A 25158-nucleotide genomic window follows, 5' to 3' on the forward strand; every position below is an offset into this window, starting at 1 on the left:
TTTAACGGAGAGAGCGGATTTTGCGTAGAATAAGGACTTACGAAAAACTTCGAGGTCGAGGCAAAAGTTGATTTTAATGAGGGAGTTTAGCCCAAACTAAATGACTGAATTAAAATCAACTTTTAACGAAGAGATCGGAGTTTTGCGTAAGTCCTGATTGTGCAGTATTCAGCACATGCAGTATTATCAAGCCTCTCTAACGATAATGATTAACTATGAAGATTAGTAAACTACGCACCCAGTGGATAATGTTTCTTTCCATACTCAGTACAGCCGATGCCTGTTTGCGTTCCATTCTTAAACGCATATCTGGCAAGCAAAGTCGCGCATGGTCTGATGCAGTGATTCACCGATGGGTAAACCGCCTGCTCAATTTAGTTGGTGTAACCTGTAAAGTGGTTAATCCTTATCAAGTCGAACCTCAGGCAGGGAAAGCAACCATTATTATGTGTAATCACAGCAGCCTTTATGATATCCCCATCAGTTTTCAAGCCTTTCCGCATCATTCAATCCGCATGTTAGCTAAAAAGGAATTATCAAAGATTCCTATTATGGGGAAAGGAATGGCAGCAGCAGAATTTCCTTTTGTTGATCGTAAAAATAGACACCAGGCGATAAAGGATTTGGCTGAAGTACGTAAATTGCTGGAAAGTGGAATTGTTATGTGGATAGCACCGGAAGGCACTCGTTCAAAAGATGGTAAATTAGCGCCTTTTAAAAAAGGGGCATTTATTACTGCTATTGAAACGAAGGCAACCATTATTCCGATTGGTATTCGGGGCGCTTATGACATTTTACCTGCACGCACAACTCAATTTAATCTTAATCAAATTGCTGAAATTCATGTTGGCAAGCCAATTGATGCTTCGCAATATACCATTAAGGATAAAGATGAACTGGTGCACGAGGTCTATCAGTCTATTAAGGCGCTGGTAGGAGAAACAGCGCCCGAATAATTTAGTGGGTAACACCATAGCCATCCTGGTTTACTCCAATGGTGGCTGACAAGCCGATGTGCCTTGGATCTGACGTTGCCGTGATGAAATTCTTTTCTTTATCCCAGGTAATTGCCTGCATATCCCCATAATATTGATTCAAAGCCATTAGTTTATAACCCATCGCTTTTAATTCAGCCTGCAAAGCCGGAGAAAATGTTTCCGGTTCAAACTGCAGCCAATCGGGTAAGTATTGGTGATGGAAACGCATTGCCGAAACCATAGAGATTGCTCCAGAGTAATCATAAAAACCCAGTGCGGCAAGAAATACCATTGTCGGGATGCGGCTCCCACCCGGCGTACCCACAATCGCGATTCGGCCGGGCATTTCAAGAAAACTTGGCGTCATACTTGATAAAGGTCTCTTGCCAGGGGCAATACTATTTTTTTCAGTACCAACAATACCAAATACATTTCTCTCACCAGGTTTACTCGAGAAATCATCCATTTCATCATTTAGTAATACGCCTGTTCCTTCAGCAACAACACTGGAGCCAAAAATAAAATTCACTGTCATGGTTGCTGACACCCGATTTCCTTCGTTATCGATGATAGAAACATGTGTTGTATTCCCACTGCCATCTTTGCTGGCATGGCCTTGTAAAACATCACTTTGTAACGCTTTGTTTGGAGGAATCAGGGAGCGAAGCTGCTTTGCATTATCCGCTGACAGTAATTTGTCCAGCGGGATTTGTTCAAAATCGGGATCCGCCAGGAACCTCGTACGTTGCCAAAAAGCGAGCCGCATCGCTTCAGTCAAATAATGAATCCATTGGCTTTTACTAAACGTTGATAAAGGATACGCAGACACTATATTTAACATGGTTAATAAAGTCACTCCACCTGCAGATGGAGGTGGTGCAGTAATAATTAGCATGTTATGGTAAGCACCTTGTAAAGGTTCACGCACTTTGATTTGGTATGCAGCCAAATCTTTCAGTGACCAAATACCACCTGCTGCATTCACTCCCTTTACTAAACGCTCTGCCACCTCACCACGATAAAATCCATCGTGTCCCTTCTCGGCAAGTAATCTTAGCGTTTTTGCCAGATCAGGTTGTTTAAGACGTTCTCCAATTTGATAAGGTTTTCCATCATGCAAAAAAACTGCTGCTGTAGCAGGGAAACGCTGCAACATTTGTAGCCGGTCATCCATTACTGAAAAGTAATTAAATTGATGATCAACAATAAAACCTTCCTCAGCAAGACGAATGGCAGGCGCTAATGATTTGGCTAAGGGCAAACGGCCATAATGCTCGGCAATATAAACCAATGCTGCCGGCTCACCAGGAATAGCAGCAGCCAGCCCCCCATTTAACGATAATCCGGGTACAGGATTACCATCGGTTCCCAAAAACATCGTTTTTGAAGCGGCCAGAGGCGCTGTCTCACGGCCATCAATAAAAATATTTTTCTTTTCTTTCGCTTGATGCAGCAACCAAAATCCACCACCACCCAGACCGGAATGGTAGGGCTCAACAACGGCAAGTACAGCAGCAACAGCTACTGCTGCGTCGAAGGCATTACCTCCAGCAGCAAGAATGTCCAAACCCGCATTCGTTGCCAGGGGATGCGCGGAAGCCACTGCATAGCCGGAAGGCTTTTCCGCATACTCTTTCGCACTGACGGGATTAAGAATTAAAAATAGGATAACCGTCAATAAGAACTTTGTTCCTCTCATAGCCCTTGTTTCTTCCTGTCCTGTAAGGCGCCAACAACAGCTGCTGGCACAAATTGTGATACATCGCCGTCAAGTTGGGCAATTTCCCGCACCAAAGTTGATGAAATAAACAACAGATGTTCAGAAGGTGTTAAAAACAGCGTTTCAATGTCTTGACATAATTTACGATTCATACCTGCCAGTTGAAACTCATATTCAAAATCGTTTACTGCACGCAAACCACGCAAAATAATGCCTGCTTTTTGTTCACGCGCAAAATCTATTAATAAGTTATCAAAGCCAATCACCGAGACGCCCGGCAAATGCCCTACAGCCGTTTTTATTAACTCAATACGAGTCTGTAATGTTAGATAAGGACGTTTAGCTTGATTACTGGCGACAGCAACAACTATTTCAGGAAATAACTGGGATGCGCGCGCGATAATGTCAACGTGACCATTCGTTATCGGATCAAAAGTACCAGGATAAATCGCTTTATTTTTCATAATGCCACATCACAATTGCAAGTTTAAGCAGTCTAGCGTATTGTGGATAGAAAAACTATTGGCAACCATCAAGGACTCGTTAACTCACCCCATCGCAACCCAGCGTTTACCTGATGTGAGTTAGCAACCTCTTTACAATATGGATTGGAGAAATGTAATGATTCCTAGTAAACATCTTTTTCTAGCCGCTGTTGTTTTGTTGACTGCCTGTGCGCCCCACCCCACGATTGAAACAAATCCTAATGTTGACTCCACCTCCTCAACAACAAAAAGCGGGACTCAGTCTGCAGCAGGAACTTCAACAGCAACTGGTAAAACGACTGTTGCAGGCGCTAACACGGGAACTACCGATAAAGCTAATCGTACTGCTGATACTACATCACGAGTTGCCGGCACCTCTCCCACCGCTGTTTCTTCCTGGGAAATTTCCGGTGCAATGGCAGCACGAAATAAGAGCAAAGGCTGGAGTGCCTCTCTTAACTGGGTACAAAGCGGTCCTGGCCAATACCAGATTCGCTTATCCGGACCTCTTGGCAGCGGCACCGTTCTTGTCAATAAAAAAGGGGGGGTAGTTACTTTGCGTGACGGCCCAAAAACAGCGTCCTCATCCAATGCTGATGAACTGCTAAAGCAACAAACCGGGGTTCGCCTACCCGTTAATAATCTCTATTACTGGGTAAGAGGTTTACCTGCACCTGGCGCTGTCCAATCAGCCAAAAAGGATCAAGCTAACCGTTTAACCCTTCTACGACAATCTGGCTACACCATTGAATACCCTCAATACACGACGGTTGGTAAATATGTACTACCAAGCCAGATAAGGTTACAAGGCAATGGTGTCTTCATTAAAGTGGTTATTAGACGTTGGCGGGTCTAGGAATAGGGTATCGGGGAACCATTTGCACTCTGCAAGTCGTTCCCTCTCCCTTGCGTAGTGAACCCTAGAGAATAATTTTTTCTTTTCAACGTTGACAAGCTTTTAAATTCTCTGCAAAATACGCAGCACATTGCAGCAATGCACACAATGATTATTCACGGATGAAATAATAGAATCTACAACTTATTGGGGTGTCGCCAAGCGGTAAGGCACAGGGTTTTGATCCCTGCATACCTAGGTTCGAATCCTAGCACCCCAGCCACAATCTTGTTGATTCAAGTAAACAGACGGCAGAAGATAACCGGGAAGGATGCGTTCACCGGATCGCTCAAATAATAACTATATCTTTCTGGCTGTCTTCTGCTATGTGTTTAAGTCACCTGATTAAAACTCGAATCTAAGGTTTTTTGCACATGTCGACAATGATGATCTTTACCGGCAATGCTAATCCAGAGCTGGCACTTAAAATAGCTTCTCACCTGCAAATTCCTATTGGTCAGGCTACAGTAGGTACTTTCAGCGATGGCGAGACTATGGTTGAAATACTCGAAAACGTACGTGGTAGGGACGTCTTTGTTGTCCAATCCACTTGTGCACCAGCTAATGACAATTTAATGGAATTATTAAGTATGGCAGATGCCATGCGCCGTTCATCAGCAGGACGAATTACCGCTGTCGTGCCTTATTTTGGTTACGCCCGCCAAGACCGGCGAGTGCGTTCCGCAAGAGTACCTATTACTGCAAAAGTAGTTGCTGATATGATGGCTTCTGTGGGCATTTGTCGCGTTCTTACCGTCGATTTACACGCTGATCAGATTCAAGGTTTTTTCTACATGCCTGTAGATAACGTGTATTCCACTCCTGTTCTGCTGGAAGATATCAGAGAGAAAAATCTAACTGATCTGATGGTTGTCTCCCCTGATGTAGGTGGAGTAGTGCGTGCCAGGGCAATGGCCAAACTTCTTAATGACACTGAATTATCTATTATTGATAAACGACGTAGTGGACCCAATAAGTCTGAAGTCATGCACATTATCGGTGAACCAGCTGGTAGACACTGCCTCATTGTTGATGACATTGTTGATACTGCAGGTACCTTATGTTCTGCGGCGCATCAACTTAAGCAAAATGGTGCTATTAGCGTGCGGGCTTACGTTACTCATCCAGTGCTGTCTGGTCCTGCTGTCAATAATATAGTTAACTCTTCTTTAGATGAAATTGTTGTTACTGACACGATTCCCCTGTCAGAAGCAGCCAAGCAATGTAAGAAGATCCGAGTTGTCAGTTTGGCAGATATGTTAGCGCAAGCGATAAAGCGTGTTAATGTTGAGGAATCTGTAAGCTCAATGTTTGCCGAGTAAGCAGACAAAAATCTCTGGACAGTTTGATCTCTATGCCTTGGTGGAGCAGTTTTGCAAAACCAGGGCTGTCTGATGCAGCTCTTTCGTTGTTCTGTAAATAGTATTTACTCTTTCTTATCCCCTGCCAAATGTGGCTTGAAAGCCTTTGTCACTAAGCGCCCCGGGATCCGGAAACAATAATGGATTTAACGCCCAAAAATGAAAAAGGGGAAATAAGTTCCCCTTTTTTGATTTAATGATTAACGCAGAAAGCAGGCGCTTAATCTCGTGTACCTACGTACTTGTCATCAAAGTAACGACGCAGCTTAGTTCTTAATGTACCTCTACTAATTCCAAGCATAATGGCAGCACGTGACTGGTTATATTTGCAATGCTCCATCACAGCACGAAATAGCGGTGTCTCAATTTCTTCAAGAACAAATTGGTACAGATCAACAGGATCAGTTCCCTTCAGCTCGGTGAAATATTTCTGCACTGATTGAGTAACACTCGCAGCCAACGACGAAGTAGTATCTCCGGCCTCATTACCGATTGTTGTCATTCTTATTAACTCCTCCTTTTAAAAGCAGCATCTTACCCAATTGAGCAATTCCTGACAAGTCTAGACCTAGCAAATTTGACTTAAAAATCAGGAATCACTGAATGGGCTTAAAATATCTAAGCCCACTCAAATTAGCCAATTTTGCCTATTAAAATTTCAACATAGCTGGATTGAAAGGTTTGCCATTAACTGCCAATTGACCTTGGTTAAGACTCACTTCAATCACGTAATCACTTCCTTGTACTGTCAGGACGCCATTCTGTACCAGGGTAGACAATTGCTTGGTAGCCATTGTGGTAGCCTGCTCATTGACATCGGCAGAGCTTGTAGCAGCTTGCGTAGTAGTATCAGTACTGGCTTGTGGCTGTACTTGATCAACAGCACCTTGCTGACTTGAACTAGGCTGTGGTGACATCATCTTTTGCTTAATTGATTCTGTCATTAGCTGTTGTACAACCGCAGCAGGGATCTTCAACTTACCGTTGCCTTGAATTTTTTGCATGAGCTCAAAAGGATTACCAAATTCACCTTTCGGCAAGGAAACCATTAAGTTGCCCTCGAGTGTTCCCTGAGGCATGACAAAATTCATTTCTGAAATTTCAAACTCAGCGCCCTTGCTAAACAACCTTGGTAACTCAGGCAGCATGGCTAACACGGCTTGTTGACGTTGAGCATCTGTACCTTGTTGCAGCTGATTTAATTGGTCATTCAATTTAGCTAATACATCTGCATCGAGATTTCTGATAGCTACTTCTAAATTACCTGGACCATAAGTTTTGCCGTTAGCGACTATTTTTTCTAATGACGTTTTAAACTGCGAACTAAATAAGCCATCGTCAATATCGCTATTAGAACGCATGTCGAATTGGCCTAACTCAAGCAGCTTAGCGTCCTTATTCATGACTACGAGTGATGGGAAAGATAAACTGGCATCACCCAAGAACAAACCTGTTGGCGTCTTGTGTAAATTATATTCGCTAGTAATAGCCGACATCGTTGTATCGATTTGGTCTTTCGTAAAATGCAAACCATCAATGGTGATATTACCATCCACTTCACTCATACTAGAGGAAACACTGGTTGATGTTGACATGCCCAACCAATTAAATTGCGCATTTCCTTCTTTAGCAAACAACTTGAAGGCAGGCAAAGAGGTATCAATACTCGTATTACCTAAATAATTTACAAAAAAGCTCATATCTAACTTTGGTTGAGTAGATTGGCTTGAGAATAAGTTATTAAATTTATCAGTATATTGTGCTGGTAAAGTTAATACAGTATGAGCAAAGCCTAAACCGAATTTTATGCCGCGATCTGAGAATATGACGGGACCATGGTAAATAGTAATCGGCATTTGTATTTGGTAATCTTCAGCAGGAACTGTCTGGGATGTACCATCTTTCTGCACTACACGCTCAGGAACATGTAAACGCCAGTCCAATGAAGCCTCAGAAGTAAACCAACCACGCTTGTACTGCACAATTTCAGCAGCAACACCATTGGATTGATTGACTATATTAAGGCTTTCTCTCACCTTACGCTCAGTGAGATAACCCATACCATAATAAGAGCCGAGGACTAGAGCGGCTAAAAGAACCACTAATCCTGTGAATTTTTTCATTATTATCTCCGTGTTAGTGTTCGTCCTGTGCAGAGGAAGAAAGCAATTCCACCACCGCAGAGGGTTACCGCCATAATTAAAACACGAGATTCACTAACTAGCAAAGAAATATGCGAATAAAAACAGGGTAAGAGCCTACAAATGGACTTAAATATAATAGATTGTCTAGCTGAGATACTTCAGGCGTAGAACCGGGACACGCCATTGGAAGGGCCTGGCGTATTTTCTGCGAAATCCGGATTGCCCATTGGAAAAAACTCGGCCAATTGCCGTGTATCAGCACGGCAATTGGTTATAAAGAGAATTCAAGAGGTACTACATCTTACGAATAGGCTTGCAGTAAGTTTCTTTCACTGTAAATGCCAGGATCAAAGCAACAAGCGAACAAAGCGGCAATATTTTCAAACCGGCCTGAAAATCGGAAAGCAATAAAGACTCCACATTGTATGCTCGAGGACCTGCTACCAAATCAACCAAACGGCCTACCAACGGCTGCATTAGTGCACCAACAAAAATAGAAATCATATTGGTAAACGCAATTGAAGTACCTACCACGTTGCTTTCATGAATCTCAGTCGATACCGCATAGGCAATAGCGACACCAGTATTGGTCAAGCCAAACAAAAAGAAAATAAGGTAAGCCGACGTTTTATCCAGGGAGGGGTAAAAGACAAACAATGAACTTAAAACAATACCGCACAAGGCAGAAAAAATCATTAATGGCTTGCGACGCCCCATTCTATCTGACAACCAACCTGACAGTGGACCGCTAATTCCCCAGCCAATAAAGATCAGGCCTGTTGCAAAAGCTGCAGTATGGGCAGTTAAACCACGGCCATATTGTAAATAAGCCGGACCGATGGCTTCACCGATAACAGCAGTAGGTCCAAATAGAAAGCCCGCATAGAGTGCATTTAGCCAAGTTTGTCGATGCGACAAAATAATACGCAAACTTTCTACAATACTCAGTCTTGCTTCATACTTGATTTCACGTCGCTTCGTACCAGGTTTGTCCTGGACAAACTGATATAAAAGACCAGCTAGTGCAATAAATAAAAAGGCAATAATTAACATACTATGCCGCCAACCAACATTGGCAACTAAAAAGGAAACGGGAGCTTCGCCAGCTGCGGCCCCTAACATACCAAGTGCTTGCGTTAAACCTGCTAATAAGCCCAGCATGGCTGGAGGAAACCAGGATGTCGCTAAACGTAAGGAGCTAACAAAGGCAAACGCGGCGCTAAAACCAATCAACATACGCCCTACTGAAGCCATCATTAAGCCATCAGCCAAGCCAAAAACACCACAGCCCAGAGCAGTGATTAAAGACATGACGGTTAAAATTGCACGGATACTCAGACGATCTACTGTAAGTCCAACGGGAATTTGCATCAGAATATAAGGGAAATAAAACGAAGCGGTCAGGATACCAAACCCGGCCTCATTGATTCCGAAATCAATTTGCAGGCTTCGGTGCATAACTCCGGGAGCTACGCGCGCCAGATAGTCAGAGAAGTAAAATGCAGCTGCTAATCCCCAAACAATCCATGCAAAACCTAATTGATTTATACGACTTGCTTTATCACTTTCAGACATTACCATCATATTCATAATTCAGTACTCAGCTAGTATTTTCGTCCTGATTGAAATAAAAATCAATCGATTAGTTGTAGAGTAAAACCAGGATTTTGTCTAATAAAAACACAGAGTCAACCCTGGATTATACTGTTACCGACAATTATTTCAACACAATGAGCATTCTAGAACTTAGCATTTTTCTAACAGACTGTATATATGAATAACGTTTTTTTAATTGCAACTAAGCAGTAACTGGAGCGAAAATTAGATATAATTCCGCTTTTAGCAGGTATAAAGCGAATGAATGATCTTGAATTAGCAATAAAACATGCATTGGATTCGGCCGGCAACTCTAAGGAAGCAAACAAAGCTTATTTAGAGTTCATCAAAGCGAATTTTATTATTCCAATTGACAAAAACTCAGCCGCTGATCAACCAGAGGTATTATATATAGAAAACAACGGTGAATTTCTTCTACCCGTATTTACTAATATGGACTATTTTGATCATTGGGCAGATGAGATTAGTGATGCGATTCAGCTTCTTAAATTGTCAGGTGTTGATCTACTGAAAGGTATTGGTGAGCAAGTCACCGTTTGTCTTAATATTGGCAGCCCAATTTATAAAGAATTTAATCCAGCAGAATTGGCTAGAATGCGCTCCATGGTCTTAAAATTGTTTAAATAACGCACCAGGGTCTGTTCCATTCTACGCGCTTGAGTCGAAAAGCATTCCTTTTCAGCCAAGATAGTAGACATGTTCAGCAGACCCTGATTCGACCTGGGGAAACAACTCTAATTTCCCAGATCAAATAGAATGAGCCTTGGTCTTATTGCTCTTAGGCAACCAGATCCAACACCTGGTAACCGACCACAGCTGTTGCAGCTATTGCACCCGTAATTTTGAGTACATTCGCGAAGAAACTACTACTTACCAGGCTATGTGGGCGCTGATAAGACTGATCATTTGCTGCGGCAGGTTCCTCATTTATCGGAGCATCTGCTGTGAGCTCAAACAATGGTTTCTCACCATAAAATCCAGCCCACCAGCCTTCAAGCCATTGATAGTATTCCTGACTACCTTCACTGAAAGGATTTTCATCTTCCTGAATATCAGCCAGGGCACACTCGTAACCATCCGTATAACACTCTTCAAAACTTGGGTGTTCAATATTAAAACGTAATTTAATATGTGGTAAAAGCTCTGTTGTGTCACTCATGTTGGTACCCTCTCTTAGTCCTTCAAAATAACCAGTAATTTTTAGCTTCCTGCTAAATTAAATGCATTCTTAATGCCATGATTTTGTATATCACTTAACATTCATTCTACGACTGGAGACTGACCTTGTGTTGGAGTATGCACCTTTTTTACACTTTCTTGACAAAATAAAGAGCACAACAATAAATTAAAAATCAACTCGTTGATTTTATTCAAGATTAGGGGGCTAAACGGCAATGAATCCACTGTCCCTTGCTTTTGTAATAAAAAATTCGGTCATGTAACCGGTTATCCCGTCCTTGCCAAAACTCAATTTCATCAGGAATTACGATATATCCTCCCCAATGCCTTGGTCGAACGATTGGTTCTTGGCCATGTTGTGCTATTAGCTCATTAAGAGATCGCTCCAGGCTTTCTCTATCGGAAATTTTCTGGCTCTGTGGCGAAGCAATTGCGCTTAATTGGCTGGTTACAGGCCTTGAGGCAAAATAAGTATCCGACTGCTTTTTTGTCGTGCGCTTTACTCGGCCACGAATTCGAACCTGCCGAGCCATTTGAGGCCAATAGAAATTAAGTGCTGCATAAGGAATACGGCCTAATTGCACCGACTTGCTACTTCCGTAGTTCGTATAAAAAATAAAGGTTCCCTCATCTAAACCCTTAAGCAAGACCACTCGGGAATCCGGATACCCTTTTTCATCTACCGTTGATAAAACCATGGCTGTTGGGTCACTTTTCTCAGACAACAATACTTCTTCAAACCAATGTTTAAACTGGGTAATAGGACATTCTTCAACGCTCTCTTCATTAAGGTTCAAATCACCATATTCACGACGGATTTCCGCCAAAGTTCGCCAATGACTCATACTCTTCCCAAAATTAGATACGTCATCAAATTATAAAACTAAATACCAGAAGGTTATATAGCCATAAAATACTAAAGCAGGGGACTGTATAGATTTCCCTTTTTTCTGTAAATTAATTGTTTCATCATTAACGTATTTCTTATGTATCAATTTTTTTTACTTCTGGCAGGAATTATCATGACTTCACATAACGGATATGCGCTTGAAATTGTCACTGTCGAAGAAGTAGCCCATAGTCAAGTTTTGCGAAAGCCGGCTAAACCGATTTCTTTTCCGCTAAGCGCTACTGATTTACAGCTCATTGCTGCGATGAAAGGAAAATTATATGAACTGGGTGGTGTTGGTCTGGCAGCTCCCCAGGTAAATCGTGCTAAACAAATTATTGCCATCTATATTCCTGAAGAAGCCGCTTTATTAAGAAATAACGTCCGTACTTATCCGATGCATATTATGATTAACCCAAGCTATCAAGGAATTGAGGAAAAGGGATTTATTCATGATTTTGAAGGTTGTTACTCCGTGTCTAGTAAAGCAGGCAAGGTCCCCCGCTACAGTCAAATAAGCCTTCACTACCAGGATGAAAATGGGCAAGCTCACACGAGTACTGAAAGTGGATTTTATGCCAGAGTTTTGCAACATGAAATAGACCATCTTAATGGCACATTGATTATCGATAGATTAACACCGGGTTGCGTGCAAGGTAGTGTCCAGGAAATGATGGCTTTACGCCGTAAGGAATTATCTGATGAGCAAAAAGCAGCCTTCGATTTGGTCATCAGTAAAAAGTTTAAAAAATAACAGATTGGTGTCAGGACTCAAACTTAGTAAGCAAAATGAAAAATAAGTGCGTAGTCTGTGTTGCTTGCAACCAAGATTTACCATAAGGTAAGTCTGAAGGTATTGCTACCGAGGAAGACACGTTTAATCCTGGTTGCAAGCAACGCAGGCTACATGATTGGTTATCAAAATGAATATTAAGAACATTATTTTTGACGTGGGCAATGTGATTGTCAGATGGTCCCCCGCTGAGATTATTAGAAATACTTTTCCAAATTATGAACCGCATCAACAGGAATATTTAGTTGAAAAAATATTTAGAAGCAGTATTTGGATCAATTTGAATTTAGGCAAAATTTCTGAAGAGGAGGTAAAACAGCACTATCTCTCCGAGCTTAAAGATATCGATGCCCAACATCTCACTGCCCTTTTCAATTATGTAAAGTCTACGCAAGTGCTAATTCCTGGAACCACAGACCTCATCAAGTCATTACATAAGAATGGCTATCATTTGTTTGCGCTGACTGACAATATAAAGGAAATTATCCTTTATTTAAAAAATAAGTATGATTTCTGGGATTATTTTACTCACTCTACTGTTTCGGCAGATATTGGTTTTATGAAGCCTAGTCAAGAAATTTTTAATTATGCATTACAAAGAAATCATTTAATTGCCCGTGAGACACTATTTATTGACGATCACGAACCAAACACTCAAGCAGCGAGCTTGCTAGGCCTTCATACGATCTTATTTTCTGATTCAATCTCTTGTTTTCAAAGACTTAAAAATTTAGGTGTAGCTATTGAAGACTGGAAGGACGTCTAATTAAATTAATTCTACATAGAGAGAGGAAATCAGGCTCTTTTCCTTGAAAAAGAACCTGACTTTTTTTTATTACCAACCAGTCACTTCGGCGATAGCATCACCCAAATCAGCTGGCGAATGAACTGTTCTTACACCTGCAGCTTCCAATGCGGCAAATTTTTCCGCAGCAGTACCTTTACCACCCGAAATAATTGCCCCCGCGTGCCCCATGCGCTTGCCTGCAGGTGCAGTAACACCAGCGATGTAGGAGACGACTGGCTTGCTAACATTTGATTTAATGTATTCAGCGGCTTCTTCTTCTGCTGAACCACCAATTTCACCGACCATAATGATCGCTTGTGTCTGGCTGTCCTTTTCAAAAAGAGCCAAGGCATCGATAAAAGTAGTTCCTGGAATAGGATCGCCACCAATTCCTATGCAAGTACTTTGACCAAAACCTTTGTCGGTAGTTTGTTTTACCGCTTCATAAGTTAATGTACCAGAGCGAGAAACAATACCAACTTTCCCAGGTAAATGAATGGAACCAGGCATGATACCAATTTTACATTCACCAGGAGTAATGATACCTGGACAATTAGGACCAATAAGTCTCGCTTGTGTATTATTCTCTAAATACACTTTAACTTGCAGCATATCCAGTACTGGAACACCTTCAGTGATACAAACAATTAATTTAATACCAGCATCAGCTGCTTCCAAGATGGAATCTTTGCAGAATGGCGCCGGCACATAGATCACGCTGGCATCTGCACCTGTTTCCTCAACGGCTTCACGCACCGTGTTAAAGACAGGCAAGCCTAGATGAGTCTGACCACCTTTACCTGGGGTTACTCCGCCAACCATGCGCGTACCATATTCAATCGCTTGCTCTGTATGCAAGGTACCTTGTTTGCCAGTAAAACCCTGGCAGATCACTTTAGTTTGTTTATTTACTAATACACTCATTGCTTAACCTCAAATTTAGTTCCGGCTCTTCCCATTTACTCACCTGGGTTGTAGCCAAGTGGATAATTAGGCGACAGCCGCCACGATCTTTTTCGCTGCATCAGTTAAGCTGTTTGCGGCGATTACATTTAAATCACTCTTATTTAAAATTTCAGCACCCAGTTTTGCATTATTTCCTTCAAGACGCACAACGACAGGTACTTTAACGTCCACTTCTTTAACAGCCGCAATAATGCCTTCTGCAATTAAATCACAACGAACAATACCACCGAAAATATTAACCAAAATACCTTTGACATTTTCGTCAGAAAGGATAATTTTGAAGGCTTCACTGACGCGTTCTTTCGTGGCACCACCTCCCACGTCGAGGAAATTTGCCGGCTCACCGCCATGCAGCTTGATTACATCCATGGTTGCCATAGCCAAACCAGCGCCGTTCACCATACAGCCGATTGAACCATCCAATGGAATGTAGTTCAATTCCCAATCCGTTGCACGATTTTCACGCTCATCTTCCTGAGTAGTATCACGCATGCTTTTTAATTTGGGTTGTCGGTATAGGGCATTTCCATCAATATTAATTTTGCCGTCCAGACAAAGAAGTTGGCCTGTTTTGGTAACCACGAGCGGGTTAATTTCCAGCAAGCTGAGGTCACACTCAACAAACATTTTACCAAGGGCCAGCATTAAGTGAGTAAATTGCTTGATTTGCTCATCGTTCAAACCGAGCTTGAAACCCACTTCACGGCATTGGTAAGGCATCACTCCGACTAGAGGATCAACCACCACCTTGAAAATTTTCTCAGGTGTTTCATGGGCTACTTTTTCAATCTCCACGCCACCCTCTGTGGATGCCATGATAACTACTCGTCGCGTAGCCCTATCAACAACGGCACCAAGATAGAGTTCTCGCGCAATATCGCAAGTTTCCTCGACCAGAACAGCATTTACCGGTTGTCCTTTCGCATCAGTCTGATAAGTGACTAAACGTGTACCCAACAATGACTTGGCAACTGCAGCTAATTCATCTTTAGTAGAAACCAGTTTAACGCCGCCTGCTTTACCCCGGCCACCTGCATGCACCTGAGCTTTGACAACCCATCTTGGTGTTGTTAACTGAGAAGCGACTTGCAAAGCATCTTCCACATTATAAGCTACCTGACCGCGGGGAGTTGGTAAGCCATAGCTGGCAAATAATTGCTTGGCCTGATATTCATGTAAATTCATCGTTAGCACCCTTAAAAAAGCAAAACCCGTCAACGCGGGTCTTGCGGTTAAATTTTATTATCAAACATTCAGTAATAAACGCGATGGATCTTCGAGCAGCTCTTTCACACTCACCAGGAACTGCACTGATTCTTTACCATCAATTAAACGGTGGTCATAGGAAAGTGCCACATACATCATTGGACGAATAACGATCTGGCCTTTTTCAACAATGGGTCTATCTTCGATTTTATGCATACCCAAAATACCGGTTTGCGGAGGATTGATGATAGGTGTTGCTAATAAAGATCCAAATACGCCACCATTGGTAATGGTAAAAGTCCCGCCCTGCATTTCTTCCATGCTTAACTTACCTTGTCTGGCACGCGTTGCTGAATCATTAATAGCCTTTTCTATATCAGCCATACTCATTTGATCAGCATCCCTTACCACTGGAACAACCAGACCACGTTCAGTTGACACAGCAATACCAACATCATAATAGCCGTGGTAGACAATGTCCTGTCCGTCAATAGAGGCATTTACTGCCGGGAAACGCTTCAAAGACTCAACCACAGCCTTGGTGAAGAAAGACATAAAACCGAGTTTTACACCATGCTTTTTCTCAAAGCCATCTTTATATTGAGCACGCAAATCCATGACTGCTTTCAAATTAACTTCGTTAAAAGTTGTCAACATGGCGGCATTATGTTGTGCTTGTACCAAGCGTTCCGCAATTTTTGCCCTTAGTCTCGACATCGGTACGCGACGCTCTTCACGTGCTCCCATCGGGAGTTGAGCAACTGGCTCAGCCTTTGCAGTTGCGGGTGTGGATGATTTTTCGCGACCTGATTCAATAAACGCAATCACATCTTCCTTCGTAATACGACCATCTTTACCTGAACCAGGAATCTGGCCGGACTGCAAATCATTCTCTGCCAGCAAGCGCCTTACGGCTGGACTTGCTGCTTTATCCTCACTAGCAAGATTAGCCTCTTTAGCAGGCTGCTTTTCTTCTTTAGCTACAGGTTGTTCAGCAGCAGCACCTGCTTCTATGCGTGCTAACAGTTGACCAGATTGAACCGTATCGCCCTCTTTAAAGAGGAGCTCTTTCAATACGCCATCGGCAGGAGCTGGTACTTCAAGTACCACCTTATCTGTTTCCAAATCAATGAGGTTCTCATCGCGGGTAACTCTGTCACCAACTTTCTTATGCAACGCAGCTATAGTGGCATCTGCTACCGATTCAGGTAAAGCAGGGACTTTAACTTCAATAGACATGGTTATACCTTCTTATATTATCTAGGGGCTACTGACAATTCGCTAGCTTGACTCAAAAGTCTCAATTTTCGAGCACCGTATCAAAACATACCTAATAGTAGGTTGAGCAACGGAGCTCAGACAATTGAGACTTTCAGGCCAAGATAGTCGAATTATCAAAGGCCTAATCGATTAATCCAATAGCGCCTGTTCAACCAATGCTTGCTGCTGTTGCGCGTGCAGTATGGCACTACCCACTGCTGGAGCTGCCGCAAACTCTCTGCCAGCATAATGCAAGGATTGATCATCTCGCAAACAATCTATGATATTGTGTTGAGAAGAAAACCATACGCCTTGATTCTGTGGCTCTTCCTGGCACCAAACGATCTTTCTTGCTTGCGGAAATTTTTCCAATTCCTGAGTTAACATTTTTTTCGGGAATGGATAAAGTTGCTCCACACGCACGATGGCTACATGATTCAATTTATCATCGCGTCTTTTTTGCAACAGATCATAGTAAACTTTGCCACAACATAACACTACTTTCGTGACTTTTGCTGCATTTATGTCATCTATTTCTGGAATGACCGTATGGAACTTACCCTTCATTAAATCAGATAAAGGTGAAACAGCCAGTTTGTGGCGTAACAAACTCTTTGGTGTCATGACAATTAAAGGCTTGCGGAATTTACGTAACATTTGACGACGCAACATATGGAACATTTGCGCGGGTGTTGTTGGCGTACATACCTGAATATTATGCTGCGCACAAAGCTGCATAAAACGCTCCAGGCGGGCAGAAGAATGCTCTGGTCCCTGTCCTTCGTAACCGTGTGGTAACAACATTACCAAACCGCACAACCGTCCCCATTTTTGTTCACCAGAACTGATGAATTGATCGATAACGACTTGAGCGCCATTAGCAAAATCGCCAAACTGGGCTTCCCATAACACGAGAGACGTCGGCTCAGAAGAGGCATATCCGTATTCAAAAGCAAGTACCGCTTCCTCTGACAGGACAGAATCAATAACCGTGAAAAATTTGTGGGGATCAGTCACTGTTTTTTCAAGCGGGACGTAGGTTTCCCCATTTACTACATCATGTAATACCGCATGTCGGTGAGCGAAGGTTCCACGACCGCAATCCTGTCCTGATAAGCGCACACCATAGCCTTCATGCAATAAGCTTGCGTAAGCCATTGTTTCTGCATAGCCCCAATTCATTGGGATTTCTTCAGCAGTCATTTTTTCCCGCTCGGCAAGAAGACGCTTGACAACGGGATGCAATTCAAAGCCATCTGGTAACGTGTGTAGCTGTTTGGAGAGCAATTGCAACGTGCTTTTGCTAATCGTGGTATCGGCTTTATCCGTCCATTTCGCATTAATATAGGGAGTCCAGTCAACAGAGACTCGTCCTTCATAATCACCACGGACCAATTCAACAACCGCCTGCCCTTTATCGAGCCTCTCGCGATAATCCTCTACCAACTTATCCACTTCTTTGCTGCTAATAAGGTTCTGGGTTATTAATTCCTCAGCGTAGATTTCCCGTAACGTAGGCATTGATTTGATTTTTTTATACATGCCAGGCTGTGTAACCGCAGGTTCATCGGCCTCATTATGGCCATGGCGGCGATAGCAAACCAGATCAACTACCACGTCGCGTTTAAATTTCATTCTAAAATCAAAAGCAATTTGCGTCGCAAAAACAACAGCCTCTGGATCGTCACCATTAACGTGAATAACAGGTGCCTGCACCATTTTTGCCACATCAGTGCAATATAGGGTAGATCGTGCATCCAAAGGATTTGAGGTGGTGAAACCAATTTGGTTATTAATCACAATATGAATTGTTCCACCGGTTGAGTAACCACGGGCTTGAGAAAAATTAAACGTTTCCATGACTACGCCCTGGCCTGCAAACGCTGCATCACCATGAACAACAACAGGAACAACCTTATCTTTCTTATCCAAATCATGTTGACGTCGCAGACGGGAGCGAGCAGAGCCTTCAACCACTGGACCAATGATTTCTAAATGTGAGGGGTTAAATGCCAAAGCCAGATGCACAATTTCCCCTGTTTCCGTACGTATGTCTGAAGAAAAGCCCATGTGGTACTTCACATCGCCAGTACGCTCATATTTAACCTTTCCTTCAAATTCCTGGAACAGTTGGTCAGGCTCTTTACCCAATACATTGACCAAAACGTTTAAACGGCCGCGATGCGCCATGCCAATAACGATTTCCTTAACGCCTTCACTACCACCTCTGCGAATAAGCTCTTTCATCATAGGAATAAAAGCATCCCCGCCTTCAAGTGAGAATCGCTTTTGACCTACATAACGTGTTCCCAAATAGCGCTCTAGACCATCAGCCGCGATTAGTTCGCTAAGAATATTAAGTTTTTTCTGCTTATCAAAACTGGGCCGACCTCGGGCAGATTCCATCTTTTGCTGCAGCCACTCTGTTTCTGCGTTGTCAGAAATATGCATATACTCTATGCCAATACTTCCGCAATAGGTATCACGTAATGCCTGGTATATCTCATGGAGCGGCATCTCAGAACCATTGAAATATTTACCGGCAAAAAATGAGCGATTCATATCTGCTTCTGAGAGTTGGTGATAACTCAACTCAAGGCTTGGTACATTGACCCGTTCAGCCATTTCCAAAGGATCAAGCTTAGCAGCATGGTGGCCATGGGAACGGTAAGCATTCATTAAGTGAGCCACCTGGTACTGTTTACTATCCTCAGAAGTAACAACCTGTGTCCGTTTCTTATCGCTGGCTTGCAGAAAATAATCGCGGATATCGCGATGGGAAATCTCGTTTGTCGCACCATTGACCTTTGGCAAGGCATCAAAAGCTGCCCGCCAGTCTGCAGGGACTGAATCCGGATCAGTCAGGTAGTCTTCATATAGACCATCGACATAAGCCATACTTCCACCTGACAAGTAGGAAGAAGCCCATTGAGTTTGCAGATCACTACTGCTCATAGTTGTTCTCTCCAAAGGGGTATGCCCCGAATTTTATCGGGGCAACAACAAAATCGCTATCAAGTTTCCTGAGTCAGCATTTGCTTACGAATATTAGCAATTGCTTCCGTCGGATTGAGTCCCTTCGGACAGACATTCGCGCAATTCATGATTGAACGGCAGCGAAAAACACTGAAAGGATCTTGTAATTTATCCAAACGGTGTTGCTTGGCTGTATCGCGACTATCTGCCAAAAAACGTCGCGCCTGCAAAAGTCCGGCAGGACCGACAAATTTATCTGGATTCCACCAGAAAGATGGGCATGAACTTGTACAACATGCACATAATATACATTCATATAAACCATCGAGCTGTGCCCGCTCTTCAGGCGACTGTAACCGCTCACGGGCAGGAGCAACACTGTCATTTTGCAGGTAAGGCTCGATACGCTCGTATTGTTGATAAAATTGCGTCAGATCAACTGCCAGATCACGTATTACAGGAAATCCTGGTAAAGGCCGCAAAACAATTTTGTCTGTTTTCAACTGCGAAACTATCGTAATACACGCCAGGCCATTAGTACCATTGATATTCATACCATCAGAGCCACAAACTCCTTCACGGCAAGAGCGACGATACGTAATGGTTGGATCCTGTTCTGCTTTTAACCGTTCAAGCAAAGTAAGCAGCATCGGATCGCTTTTAACTGGAACCTGTATTTCATAATCCTGCATATAAGGCTTGGTATCCTTCTCAGGATTGTAACGATAAATCGACAGGGTTAAATTTCTAGTGTCAGCCACGGCATATCCTCTCTAGTAAACACGTTCTTTCGGCTCAAATGGCGCGATATATTTAGGCGATACATTCACTGGGCGAAAATCAATAACATCACCCTCCGCAAAATATAACGTGTGTTTAATCCAATTTTTATCATCACGCTCAGGATAGTCTTCCCGGCTATGCGCACCACGACTTTCCGTTCGTGTAAGCGCTGATTGAGCCGTAGCACAGGCTGTTGCCATGAGATTATCTAATTCTAACGCTTCAATGCGTGCAGTATTGAATATTTTGTTCTTGTCATCCAAATAGGCATTAGCCAAGCGCTTACGTAAAGCCTCCAATCGATGCAAGCCTGAAGTCATTACTTCACCTGTGCGGAAAACACCGAAATCTTCTTGCATGACCCGTTGCATTTCATCACGAATAACAGCAACGCTCTCACCTTCTTTTGAATTTTCCCAACGATTATAACGCTCTAAAGACGCAGCGATATCATCCTCAGAAATATAAGGCATTTCCGGCATTTGATTCGATTGCCACATCTCTTCTACGTGAATACCTGCAGCACGACCAAAAACAACGAGATCCAGGAGAGAGTTTCCACCCAGACGGTTAGCGCCATGTACTGAAACGCAAGCACATTCACCGACAGCATAAAGTCCTTCAACAAGAGACTCCTTGCCATTTTTTCGGGTTAACACCTGACCATGCATATTGGTAGGGATTCCACCCATGCTATAGTGGCATGTGGGAACGACAGGTATTGGTTCAACGATAGGATCAACACCAGCGAATTTCATTGATAACTCGCGAATGCCGGGTAGGCGTGACATAATCAAATCAGCGCCCAAATGATCAAGTTTCAGTTTAACGTGATCAACCCCTTTAGGATCAAAACCTTTCCCCGCGCGAATTTCCAACGCCATTGAACGGGCAACCACATCGCGTGATGCCAAATCTTTTACTCGTGGCGCATAACGCTCCATAAAGCGCTCGCCATCTTTATTGACGAGGTAACCACCCTCACCACGACACCCTTCAGTGACTAATACACCTGCTCCGGCAATCCCGGTAGGATGGAATTGCCACATTTCCATATCCTGTAAAGGCAGACCTGCGCGTAAAGCCATACCAAAACCGTCACCTGTATTAATCAGGGCGTTGGTAGTTGATTGATAAATACGACCGGCACCACCTGTGGCAAGAATACATACGCGGGTTTGGTAAAAAACCACTTCACCCGTTTCGATACACATTGCCGTAACACCTGCGATACGACCATGGGCATCTTTGACAAAATCAAGCGCATACCATTCACTGAACACATGGGTTTTAGCTTTTAAATTTTGCTGGTAAAGCGTATGCAATAAAGCATGCCCGGTTCTATCAGCCGCTGCACAAGTACGTGCGGCTTGCTCACCACCAAAATTCTTGGATTGGCCGCCGAATTGACGTTGATAAATTTTGCCATTGTCCATACGTGAAAAGGGTAAGCCCATATGCTCAAGCTCATAAACGGCTTCTGGTCCTGTTTTGCAAAGATACTCGATGCAATCCTGATCACCGATATAGTCAGCACCTTTCACCGTATCATACATGTGCCAACGCCAATCATCTTCATCAGCATTACCAAGCGCAGCAGTAATTCCTCCCTGTGCAGACACCGTATGTGAACGGGTAGGAAACACCTTTGATAACAAAGCAACCTTTAACCCTGAATTGGCCAATTGTAGAGCAGCACGCATTCCGGCACCGCCCGCACCAATAATTACTGCATCAAATTTGTTACGTGCAAATGCCATGCTTATCGCCCCCACACAATCATTAAGCCCCAAATAAACTGACCTAGCAGCCACATGACAACCAGCATCTGAATTGTAAGCCTCAGAGCGGTACACTTCATATAATCAGTGGTTACAGTCCAGATGCCTATCCAAGCATGCAAACTCAGTGCAAACAAAGCAAGGATGCTAGCGATCTGAAACCAGATACAATGAAACAGAGTAGCCCATTGGTCATAACTCAGTTGTGGATGCAAAAGTAAATAACCTAATAAAAACAAAGAATAAGCGGCAAAATAAACTGCGGTTACCCGCTGAATTAACCAATCCTTTAAACCATTACCAGTTAAGCTTGTTACATTGGTTACCATATCCAGATTCCTAGAAAAATTGTCAGAATTACAGCCAAAACAATAACAAAGATAGCGCTATGACGACCTGCACTAACATCCTCACCCAAGCCTAAATCCATAAGCAAATGGCGGATACCTGCAAGCAAATGGTAAACTAATGCGGCACCAAAAGCCCATAATAGAAGCTTATTAAAAGGACTGGCAAGTAGCTTATGCAACTCGGAGAAAGTTTCAGCACTGTTAAGCGACATGCTAAGAAAATAGAGCATGAACGGCAACAAGAGAAACAATACCAACCCGGATATACGATGTAAAATCGAGGCAATTGCCATTGCTGGAAATTTCATCGTCGCCAAATCAAGATTTACTGGTCTTTTTTGGTTCACTGTAAAAATCTTCCTTAAGAGAAAAACGTTTATAAATATAGCATAAATAAGCCGATAATCAGCCCTTGGGCAAAATCACCCAGCCCACTCAAAATTGAAAACGTGCGCAGTATACCACTCTGTTTTTTTAGCGCAAAGTTCAAGCTCACGAAGGTGAATTAAATGACTATTATAAGTATCAATAAGCTTATTTTTACACATATTGCTTGATAGTCAACAGTCAAAGAAGGGCAAGCCCTGTATAAAAAAAATACTCCACCCCCATACGCAGCATGCCGTTGTTCTGTAAACAGTTTTTCGCTATGCGGCTATACTCATACTATGCTTCTATTACACGGCTTATAGGGACCATAGCCATGCTCATCAAGCGCCCCATTTATAATCAGCAATTAAAATGTGTGGCTGTGGATATTATCGCTAATCAGCAAGCAAAGGAACATGAAAATTTATTCGAGCATTTTACAACCATACTCGCAAATACAGAGAAAGATCTACTCGTTTTTATCCCCTATACGCTTAAATTTTTAATTGAGCAGGCGAAGGCACCCATTGCTAATCCCATTATTTTAAAACTGGCGGCTATCGATATTGATACCATTTGTCCACGGGCAGAACTAGAAACATCCAAATCCACATTTGCCCTGGTGATTGATAAGCCTGAACAGCTGGCCTGGCTGAATTTTGCCGAATACATTGCCCTCAGTGAACATTTGATGCAAACAGCTAACCTGACTAAAGTAGTCAAATTCAGTCAAGATCGGCAACGTAAAGTGATTGCCTATGGACTTAGTGAATATACGAATTTTGAACACTGTAAGACCATGGCAATGGACTACTATTGCGGCAATTTTCTTTTCCAAACCCAAAAAACGGAAAATACAGAAATTGCAGCGAATAAATTTAATCTCCTGGAGTTAATCAGTAAATTACAGCAGGCAGAGACTGACATGGAAACGATCGTGGAGTTAATTCAAACCGATCCGGTGTTAAGCTATCAACTGTTAAAAGTAGTTAACTCCGCTGCCTTTTCTGGTTTCCAGGCTATTGAATCGATTGAACAAGCCGTTGTACGGCTAGGCATTGCAAATTTAAAAAACTGGGTGATGGTTATATCAATGACCAATATTTCCCAAAAACCACTGGAGCTTGTTGAATCAGGGTTAATCCGGGCACAAATGGCACAAAAACTGGCTGAAACACAGTCTAATCTTTGCCCACAAAGTGCCTATACTACCGGTTTACTTTCTGTATTAGATAGCTTAATGGATAGCCCTATGAGTAATCTTGTCGATAAAATTACCCTGACCGACGAAATCAAATTAGCACTGACTGCCCATAAAGGCCCTCTGGGAGAATTGCTTGCAACAGTCGTTGCTTATGAAGAGGGACATTGGGATACTCTTAAAAAAAACCCTTATTCGGGTCTGGATCTAAGTCAAATTTATGTTGACTGCCTGGAGCAAGTAGCCCTTGGCAAAAAGGCCATGAGTGAACCATCTTAAAGGAAACATCATGTTGTTATTTAAATATTTAGCGTCCCAGCTCTATGATGGATTTATTCTACTCGCTTTGTTTTTTGCCTTTACCGCTGTTTGCCTTTGTATCAACCATGGTGTAGCCATTCCGCCTGCCTCACGCTGGTATCAATTCAGCCTCCTGGCAATTTTTTTAATTTATTATTTACTGTCCATTTGTTGTGGGGGAAAAACGATTGGAATGCGTGCCTGGCGTTTAGCGATTATTACCGAGCAAGGCAATCCCCGCTTATTACAAGCTATCATGCGCCTCATTCTATTAATACCCGCAATGCTAGGCGCGCTGCTATTGTGGCAAAACCCACAAACATTCGTTTTACGATGGACAAAAACTGAATTAATCTCAGCCGATAAATTGGGATAAATCCCAAAACCGCTCTTTGAGTTTAACGAGGGGTCACTCGAGCTGAGCCATGAGACTGGCGGAAACTCGCGCGCGGAGCCTCTGTGGGATAACCATAGCCTTTATCAGCGAGTCGTTTTACTATTTGCAGATAACGCTCGCCCCAAAGTCCGGGATCAAAATTGGTGACTACAACATTAAAATTCAAATTAATTACCGACTCAAAGGCCTTACGCTGTGCAAGCTCGTGGCCAGCAAAAGCAACCTGCACCTCTGTTTCAGCATCAATACCGCCAGTCTTTAATCGCTCAACCAGCAAATAAATCATTTTTTCGATAGTGTAAAATAATTTACACATCGACATACCGGCAGAATACATCTCCTGCGCTTTGGAAGTGACTAACTTAAAACCATGATCATAAATTGGATAGACAAATTCCAGCTCACTGGAATCAGGTAAAGGCTCGGGATTAAGAATGACAGGCGGAGATATTGGCTCAATCGTCGGCGTAATAACCGCTAATTCAAAATCAGCCCAATGCCACCATAACTGGTAAACATCCTCCACACTCCCCAGTGGATTATCCTCATAATCACTTATAACTCTACTTTGGACTTCCGCGCCAAGTTCTGAAAAATCAATTTCAGAATTTTGTTCATTATCAGGCATTCTTAGTACCGGTTATCAATTTTTATAACTCTATCTTAGCCCAAAATGAGGAATGGGGCACGGCCAAAACGCTCAAGAAAATGTAAAATAAGTG

24 protein-coding genes and 1 tRNA gene are annotated in these 25158 nt (G+C 42.8%); 9 read left to right on the top strand and 16 right to left on the bottom strand.

Going from position 1 to position 25158, the window contains the following annotated elements; genetic code table 11:
- Positions 1-215: 215 nt before the first annotated feature.
- Entirely contained in the window at positions 216-956 is a 741-nt protein-coding gene (locus Lfee_RS03045) for a lysophospholipid acyltransferase family protein (protein WP_058443817.1), read from the top strand.
- A 1-nt stretch (position 957) separates the two neighbouring features.
- Here Lfee_RS03045 and ggt read toward each other — a convergent pair whose 3' ends face one another.
- A complete protein-coding gene (gene ggt / locus Lfee_RS03050; protein WP_058443818.1) occupies positions 958-2676 on the bottom strand; it encodes a gamma-glutamyltransferase in 1719 nt (572 codons plus the stop codon).
- Complete coding sequence (coaD, locus tag Lfee_RS03055; protein WP_058443819.1) at positions 2673-3161, bottom strand: pantetheine-phosphate adenylyltransferase; 489 nt, start codon at positions 3159-3161, stop codon at positions 2673-2675. Before coaD ends, ggt begins: the two co-directional genes overlap by 4 nt.
- Before the next feature lie 157 nt (positions 3162-3318).
- On the opposite strand from coaD, the gene lolB reads away from it, so the two are divergent.
- The 3 genes from lolB (at position 3319) to Lfee_RS03070 (ending at position 5399) form a co-directional block, all read left to right on the top strand.
- Positions 3319-4038, top strand: a complete 720-nt coding sequence (gene lolB / locus Lfee_RS17565; RefSeq protein ID WP_238584852.1) for a lipoprotein insertase outer membrane protein LolB — start codon at positions 3319-3321, stop codon at positions 4036-4038.
- 187 nt (positions 4039-4225) lie between these two features.
- Positions 4226-4300: transfer RNA gene (locus Lfee_RS03065), tRNA-Gln, on the top strand.
- A 151-nt stretch (positions 4301-4451) separates the two neighbouring features.
- Positions 4452-5399 carry a ribose-phosphate pyrophosphokinase gene (locus tag Lfee_RS03070; RefSeq protein WP_058443820.1) on the top strand — a complete coding sequence of 316 codons (948 nt, stop codon included), beginning with the start codon at positions 4452-4454 and terminating at the stop codon, positions 5397-5399.
- A gap of 259 nt (positions 5400-5658) precedes the next feature.
- On the opposite strand, the gene Lfee_RS03075 is transcribed toward Lfee_RS03070, so the two are convergent.
- The 3 genes from Lfee_RS03075 to Lfee_RS03085 all read right to left on the bottom strand — a co-directional run bounded on the left by Lfee_RS03075 (position 5659) and on the right by Lfee_RS03085 (position 9157).
- Positions 5659-5940: a helix-turn-helix domain-containing protein gene (locus Lfee_RS03075; RefSeq protein WP_019215289.1), complete on the bottom strand. Its 282-nt coding sequence runs from the start codon at positions 5938-5940 to the stop codon at positions 5659-5661.
- Between the two features lie 148 nt (positions 5941-6088).
- Positions 6089-7561 (bottom strand): YdgA family protein, encoded by a 1473-nt coding sequence (locus Lfee_RS03080; protein ID WP_058443821.1) that lies wholly within the window; start codon positions 7559-7561, stop codon positions 6089-6091.
- A gap of 315 nt (positions 7562-7876) precedes the next feature.
- Positions 7877-9157 (bottom strand): MFS transporter, encoded by a 1281-nt coding sequence (locus Lfee_RS03085; RefSeq protein WP_162262659.1) that lies wholly within the window; start codon positions 9155-9157, stop codon positions 7877-7879.
- Positions 9158-9439: 282 nt separating this feature from the next.
- Here Lfee_RS03085 and Lfee_RS03090 point away from each other — a divergent pair, with 282 nt between their 5' ends.
- Entirely contained in the window at positions 9440-9826 is a 387-nt protein-coding gene (locus tag Lfee_RS03090; RefSeq protein WP_058443823.1) for an SseB family protein, read from the top strand.
- 151 nt (positions 9827-9977) lie between these two features.
- Here the strand turns inward: Lfee_RS03090 and Lfee_RS03095 are convergent, their stop codons facing one another.
- Both Lfee_RS03095 and pdxH read right to left on the bottom strand, forming a co-directional pair.
- Positions 9978-10358, bottom strand: a complete 381-nt coding sequence (locus tag Lfee_RS03095) for a hypothetical protein (RefSeq protein ID WP_058443824.1) — start codon at positions 10356-10358, stop codon at positions 9978-9980.
- Positions 10359-10575: 217 nt separating this feature from the next.
- Positions 10576-11223, bottom strand: a complete 648-nt coding sequence (gene pdxH / locus Lfee_RS03100; RefSeq protein ID WP_058443825.1) for a pyridoxamine 5'-phosphate oxidase — start codon at positions 11221-11223, stop codon at positions 10576-10578.
- 177 nt (positions 11224-11400) lie between these two features.
- Here pdxH and def point away from each other — a divergent pair, with 177 nt between their 5' ends.
- Together def and Lfee_RS03110 are read left to right on the top strand one after the other, a co-directional pair.
- Positions 11401-12021, top strand: coding sequence for a peptide deformylase (def, locus tag Lfee_RS03105; protein ID WP_082646558.1), 621 nt, complete (start codon positions 11401-11403; stop codon positions 12019-12021).
- 169 nt (positions 12022-12190) lie between these two features.
- Complete coding sequence (locus tag Lfee_RS03110; protein WP_058443827.1) at positions 12191-12826, top strand: HAD family hydrolase; 636 nt, start codon at positions 12191-12193, stop codon at positions 12824-12826.
- A gap of 69 nt (positions 12827-12895) precedes the next feature.
- On the opposite strand, the gene sucD is transcribed toward Lfee_RS03110, so the two are convergent.
- The 8 genes from sucD to sdhC form a co-directional block, all read right to left on the bottom strand.
- Positions 12896-13771: a succinate--CoA ligase subunit alpha gene (sucD, locus tag Lfee_RS03115; RefSeq protein ID WP_058443828.1), complete on the bottom strand. Its 876-nt coding sequence runs from the start codon at positions 13769-13771 to the stop codon at positions 12896-12898.
- 66 nt (positions 13772-13837) lie between these two features.
- On the bottom strand, positions 13838-14998 hold the full coding sequence (gene sucC / locus Lfee_RS03120; RefSeq protein ID WP_058443829.1) for an ADP-forming succinate--CoA ligase subunit beta: 1161 nt from the start codon (positions 14996-14998) through the stop codon (positions 13838-13840).
- A gap of 60 nt (positions 14999-15058) precedes the next feature.
- Positions 15059-16258 carry a 2-oxoglutarate dehydrogenase complex dihydrolipoyllysine-residue succinyltransferase gene (gene odhB / locus Lfee_RS03125; protein ID WP_058443830.1) on the bottom strand — a complete coding sequence of 400 codons (1200 nt, stop codon included), beginning with the start codon at positions 16256-16258 and terminating at the stop codon, positions 15059-15061.
- Positions 16259-16429: 171 nt separating this feature from the next.
- Entirely contained in the window at positions 16430-19234 is a 2805-nt protein-coding gene (locus Lfee_RS03130) for a 2-oxoglutarate dehydrogenase E1 component (protein WP_058443831.1), read from the bottom strand.
- A 59-nt stretch (positions 19235-19293) separates the two neighbouring features.
- Positions 19294-20016 carry a succinate dehydrogenase iron-sulfur subunit gene (locus Lfee_RS03135; RefSeq protein WP_058443832.1) on the bottom strand — a complete coding sequence of 241 codons (723 nt, stop codon included), beginning with the start codon at positions 20014-20016 and terminating at the stop codon, positions 19294-19296.
- Positions 20017-20028: 12 nt separating this feature from the next.
- Positions 20029-21798: a succinate dehydrogenase flavoprotein subunit gene (gene sdhA, locus Lfee_RS03140; RefSeq protein WP_058443833.1), complete on the bottom strand. Its 1770-nt coding sequence runs from the start codon at positions 21796-21798 to the stop codon at positions 20029-20031.
- 2 nt (positions 21799-21800) lie between these two features.
- Positions 21801-22148, bottom strand: a complete 348-nt coding sequence (gene sdhD, locus Lfee_RS03145; RefSeq protein ID WP_058443834.1) for a succinate dehydrogenase, hydrophobic membrane anchor protein — start codon at positions 22146-22148, stop codon at positions 21801-21803.
- Complete coding sequence (sdhC, locus tag Lfee_RS03150; RefSeq protein ID WP_058443835.1) at positions 22142-22516, bottom strand: succinate dehydrogenase, cytochrome b556 subunit; 375 nt, start codon at positions 22514-22516, stop codon at positions 22142-22144. The genes sdhD and sdhC overlap by 7 nt, the downstream gene beginning before the upstream one ends.
- A 356-nt stretch (positions 22517-22872) precedes the next feature.
- Here sdhC and Lfee_RS03155 point away from each other — a divergent pair, with 356 nt between their 5' ends.
- Both Lfee_RS03155 and Lfee_RS03160 read left to right on the top strand, forming a co-directional pair.
- Entirely contained in the window at positions 22873-24018 is a 1146-nt protein-coding gene (locus Lfee_RS03155; RefSeq protein ID WP_058443836.1) for an EAL and HDOD domain-containing protein, read from the top strand.
- A 10-nt stretch (positions 24019-24028) separates the two neighbouring features.
- Entirely contained in the window at positions 24029-24415 is a 387-nt protein-coding gene (locus Lfee_RS03160; protein ID WP_058443837.1) for an RDD family protein, read from the top strand.
- A gap of 22 nt (positions 24416-24437) precedes the next feature.
- On the opposite strand, the gene Lfee_RS03165 is transcribed toward Lfee_RS03160, so the two are convergent.
- On the bottom strand, positions 24438-25064 hold the full coding sequence (locus Lfee_RS03165) for a hypothetical protein (RefSeq protein WP_058443838.1): 627 nt from the start codon (positions 25062-25064) through the stop codon (positions 24438-24440).
- Positions 25065-25158: the final 94 nt, after the last annotated feature.

The sequence above is a fragment of the Legionella feeleii genome, from assembly GCF_001467625.1.
GTDB lineage: Bacteria > Pseudomonadota > Gammaproteobacteria > Legionellales > Legionellaceae > Tatlockia > Tatlockia feeleii.